Origin of the sequence: Pseudanabaena sp. 'Roaring Creek' (assembly GCF_001402795.1) — a bacterium.
Lineage (GTDB): Bacteria > Cyanobacteriota > Cyanobacteriia > Pseudanabaenales > Pseudanabaenaceae > Pseudanabaena.
The window spans coordinates 1-4,610 of record NZ_LIRE01000162.1; the positions used below are offsets into that span (position 1 = coordinate 1).

At 43.7% G+C, this 4,610-nt stretch carries 4 protein-coding genes; 3 read left to right on the forward strand and 1 reads right to left on the reverse strand.

Features of this window, described 5'->3' with window-relative positions:
• Positions 1 to 80: 80 nt before the first annotated feature.
• Together AC805_RS04975 and AC805_RS04980 are read left to right on the forward strand one after the other, a co-directional pair.
• On the forward strand, positions 81 to 845 hold the full coding sequence (locus tag AC805_RS04975; RefSeq protein ID WP_055074390.1) for a pseudouridine synthase: 765 nt from the start codon (positions 81 to 83) through the stop codon (positions 843 to 845).
• Between the two features lie 522 nt (positions 846 to 1,367).
• Entirely contained in the window at positions 1,368 to 2,471 is a 1,104-nt protein-coding gene (locus tag AC805_RS04980; RefSeq protein ID WP_197278642.1) for a helix-turn-helix domain-containing protein, read from the forward strand.
• Positions 2,472 to 2,660: 189 nt separating this feature from the next.
• Here AC805_RS04980 and AC805_RS04985 read toward each other — a convergent pair whose 3' ends face one another.
• Positions 2,661 to 3,158: a bifunctional nuclease family protein gene (locus tag AC805_RS04985; protein ID WP_009626099.1), complete on the reverse strand. Its 498-nt coding sequence runs from the start codon at positions 3,156 to 3,158 to the stop codon at positions 2,661 to 2,663.
• A 262-nt stretch (positions 3,159 to 3,420) separates the two neighbouring features.
• Here AC805_RS04985 and AC805_RS04990 point away from each other — a divergent pair, with 262 nt between their 5' ends.
• Positions 3,421 to 4,365, forward strand: coding sequence for an NAD(P)H-dependent glycerol-3-phosphate dehydrogenase (locus AC805_RS04990; protein ID WP_156341304.1), 945 nt, complete (start codon positions 3,421 to 3,423; stop codon positions 4,363 to 4,365).
• Positions 4,366 to 4,610 lie beyond the last annotated feature (245 nt).

The window sequence follows — 4,610 nt, forward strand, 5'->3', positions numbered from 1 at the left end:
TCCTAACATAACTGGCTACTGCTATATCACTGCTATATCATTGTTATGCTGGTTATACGATTAATCGGTTGAAATTTGGCATGGGCGATCGCTTACAAAAAATTCTTTCTAGGCATGGCATTGCCTCTCGTAGAGAAGCCGAGCAGCTAATTTTGGCTGGCAGGGTGGCAATCAATGGTCAGACGATCGCAGAATTGGGAACTAAAGCCGACCCAGAGCGCGATCGCATTGAAGTTGATGGCAAGTTATTGCAAACCCATGCTCCCCAGTTTATATATCTACTACTTAATAAACCCATCGGTGTAGTTTGTACCTGTAACGATCCCCAATCCCGCAGGACTGTGATAGACATTCTGCCATCCCCATACAAACATATTTATCCCGTGGGAAGGCTGGACTACAACAGCAGTGGAGCATTGATCCTCACTAATGATGGTGAATTTGCCAATTACTTAATGCATCCTCGGCATCACGTTTCCAAAACCTACGAAGTTTGGGTCAAGGACATTCCCAACGAGCAAAAGATTAAACAATGGCAAGAGGGAATTATGCTTGAGGGTAAACGGACTTTTCCTGCTATCGTCAATGTTCTTCAAGTAGAACATCCCCCCCACCAGAATTCCCGCACCCTATTACAAATAGTTCTGTCTGAAGGGCGCAATCGTCAAATTCGGAAAATGGCGGAACAATTCGGGCATCCAGTTTTAGCATTGCATCGAGTGGCGATCGCCTCAATTTCGCTCAATAACCTTAAAAGCGGAACCTATAGACATTTAAGCGATCGCGAGATCGCGACCTTGTATCCTAGCTACTTAACAGTCTCAGTTGCTAATCTCAGTTGCTAATCTCAGTTGCTAATCTCAGTTGCTAATCTCAGTTGCTAATCTCAGTTGCTAATCTCAGTTGCTAAGTAGCTAGGCGTAATATTACACCAAACCCGCAAGGTTACATCCCTTAGGGGTGCAACCTTGCAGTAACTTATTTTGCACAATTACTTATAGTTGTCCTCAATTAGGTGAGAGCGGCTTAGACTTCTTAAATCGACCCTTTCGTCAAAAACAATGTTTACAGCTAATACCAAGTTAAGAAATGGCTACGCCATTTCTTAACTTGAAAAACCCCTACGAGATTCAGTTTTTAATTCGCAAAAGTGTTATCACATTTTCATGAATCGGTATAGAATTAGTTTTGGTATAATTTGCTGTGAAAACTTTGCAGAATGTTATATTAGTCAAGGTAGGTAATCTAAATTAAATTCGATTGCTCCATATAACAACGCTCTACATAGAACTTGTGGTTGTCCAAGTTCGACTGAAAGCCCATTTGAGTCAGTCAGTCCAATCTCTTTCTAAATGTCTGTGAGTATTGTGAATATTACAACCTCGAAGCAAGCAGAGAAATTAGCAGAAATCGGAGCGCAATTTAAGCGAGTTCGCGAAGATAAAGAGCTATCAATTCCTCACCTAACTGCGACCACATTAATTTCTGAACGATACCTACGGGCGATCGAAGATGGTGAAATGGAATCGTTGCCTGAGCCTGTGTATGTACGTGGATTTATTCGCAAGTATGGTACTGCTTTAGGAGTTGGCGATCTTTCTGAGGAATTTCCCCTCAATCCAGTTTTGCCAGAACAAAAATGGGCTGGTAGCGCTGCTGCCGAGCTAAGACCCTTACACCTATATGCACTTTATGTTGGGGTGATCGCGGGGGCAGTTAGTTTGCTGGCAACCTTTATGAATTCCCCTGATGCCAACAAGATTAACGACAGTCAAACTAACTTTAGTAACGCCGCTCAGCTTGGCAACTCCAGATCGAAGCTTGTGGAACCCACCGAAAGCCTCCTACCCAAAATTGGTGGTCTAGAAATCCTCAAACAAGGTGTTACTGACCCAACGGCTATGGCATCTCCGCTTAATTTAAACTTGCCCGTAGTCAGTTCAGTACCAAACTCTAAAGTTCCCACCCTTGCTAAAGATAATCTTGGTAAACCAGCAGCTAATGTCGCAGTTGAGACTAGTTCTAGACTCAATAATTTGCTTATGAGTTGGACTATGGGTAGCGGGATTACTTCAGATAATAATTCGTCCAATAATGCCAAGATAGGTGCTAACGGTGATTTTACCTTTGTCGGTAATAAGCCTGTTAATGTGGGGCTGGTCATGCAAGGAGAATCTTGGATGCGCGTTACGGTTGATGGAAAGACTGAATTTGAGGGCGTACTAAATGAAGGCAAAAAGGTCGCTTGGTCTGGCGATCGCCTAATTTCCATCAGAGTTGGCAATGCGTCCTCGGTTGCCCTAAGCTACAACAATCAACCAATAAAGGTATTAGGTAAAGAAGGCGAAGTTGCCGAAAGACAGTTTGGGATCAACCAAACTAATAACGATCTCAAGAATGATCTCAAGCCTAGTGAATCTCGTTTGCGTGGAATTATTAACCTAGTCTCAAATACTAATTCTGCCAACTAACCTATCGCCAAAGTTAGGGCATAAAACCCAGAAGATTGTTGCGGTGCTTTGCGCCGCAACAATCTTCTGGGTTTTATGCCCTAATATAACTGACTAATGCTATACATCGCCTTGCGGTGCATCTTCATTTGGGTTTGATACATTTGGCGCTAGCAATACTACTTGATTAGGGTTGAATTGTTTAACTTTTTAATTACTTTCTAACCCACTTTTTTTAACCAACTCTTCTGGGGTGAGTTTTGCTAAAAATTCACGAAATGCTCTTCTTTCTGCCTCATCTGCATCTTGATCCACAGGAATTGAAGCTTCGAGAATTACCTCTTCCATTACCCATATCGGACATTTAGCCCGAACCGCGATCGCGATCGCGTCACTAGGACGCGCATCCATATCCTTTTTGATATCTCCCTGTGATACCGTTACCACAGCATAAAAAGTACTGTTTTTGAGAGCATGAACGACGACTCGTTCCACGGTTATGCCCCATGCATCTAAGAAATTCAGCATGAGATCGTGGGTCATCGGACGTTCTAAGGGTCTGCCCTCGATCGCGCCATTAATGGCTCTTGCCTCAGCCTCGCCGATCCAGATCGGTAAAGCTCTCCGTTCTAAAGTATCTCGCAGTAGGACGATAGGATTACGGCTGACCGCATCAATAGCAATCCCAGCCACCTTCATTTCGATCATTGTTGCCAGCCTTCCTCAAGAAATGAGCGAAAGTACCCCTCATCAATCAATGCTCTTGATGGGATATTGATAGTTAAAGTAAATCAACATCTCACCTATCAGAGTTTTAAGACTTGAGAGGCTTTTGCACGCTATTATATCACCGTCTCGATTTGGAGTTTGGCTTCTAGTCTTGTTTTTGCTAATGCCTGACTTCTAACAAAGGAAAATGGTTCAAACTGGCTATTCTCCTTTGGGTTTAACCAAAATAATTATGCAAAACATGAAATCAGACTTAAAGAATGTGACGATCATTGGATCTGGGGCATGGGGATCGGCGCTAGCTAATCTCGTTCAAAGAAATGACTGCCATGTTCAAATCTGGTCGCGCCAAAGTCAATCGTCACTCGCGGCATTGGTAAGTAATAGTGATGCGATTATATCCGCAGTTTCGATTAAGGGTGTAAGAACGATCGCTGAAAAATTACAAACTGCTCATCTTCTCCCCCACGCAGTTGTGGTTAGTGCCACTAAGGGGCTAGAACCCACGACGGGCAAAACTCCCTCCCAAATTTGGCAATCCTTAGTCCCCAACCATCCCCTCGTTGTTTTGTCGGGTCCCAATCTGTCCAAAGAAATTATGGAGGGTAAGCCTGCGGCAACAGTGGTTGCTAGCCATAACGCTGATGCTGCTCAATTAATTCAAAATATTTTTGCATCGCGAAATTTTCGAGTCTATACAAATTCCGATCCCATCGGGGTGGAGTTAGGTGGCACGCTTAAAAATGTTATTGCGATCGCTGTGGGGGCTTGTGACGGTTTAAATTTGGGTACAAATGCTAAATCGGCATTGATTGCCCGATCGCTGATCGAAATTATTCGGGTCGGCGTTTATTTTGGGGCGCAACCTGAAACTTTTTGGGGCTTATCGGGTTTAGGCGACTTGCTGGCTACCTGCAATAGCAACCTCAGTCGCAATTATCAAGTGGGCTATGCGATCGCGCAGGGGCTGAGTCTCGACGAGGCGATCGCGCAGGTGCAGGGTACGGCTGAGGGAGTAAATACGGCTAACGTACTGATCGAAATTAGCGATCGGGAAAAAATAAGTGTCCCCGTATCGCGTTATGTATATCGACTGCTAAAAGGAGAAATTACATTACAACAAGCCGTTGAGGGACTAATGGAACGCGATCTTAAACCAGAAAACTTAGAGAGCCTCGAATTATAAATGCTTGCACAAAATAAATTACCAAAAGCCATAAAGTTGAGCCCCGTAGGGGCTCAACTCTACGGCTTTTGGTTTGTAATTTAGCTTTTGCTAGTCATTTTTTTGCCAGTCTCTTATGTCCTGATATATGTCCTGATAAACTTGGTGTTATAGCTATAGTCAGTGAATCCAAGAGAGAGTTGCGGCGCGAAGCGCCGCAACTCTCTCTTGGGTTTGATGTCCTGACTTAAGTGAATATAGCTATA

Excerpts from the sequence above, each read along its gene's own strand:
- AC805_RS04975 (WP_055074390.1), top strand. The coding sequence starts at position 81 with ATGGGCGATCGCTTACAAAAAATTCTTTCTAGGCATGGCATTGCCTCT.
- AC805_RS04985 (WP_009626099.1), bottom strand. The coding sequence starts at position 3,158 with ATGATCGAAATGAAGGTGGCTGGGATTGCTATTGATGCGGTCAGCCGT.
- AC805_RS04990 (WP_156341304.1), top strand. The coding sequence starts at position 3,421 with ATGAAATCAGACTTAAAGAATGTGACGATCATTGGATCTGGGGCATGG.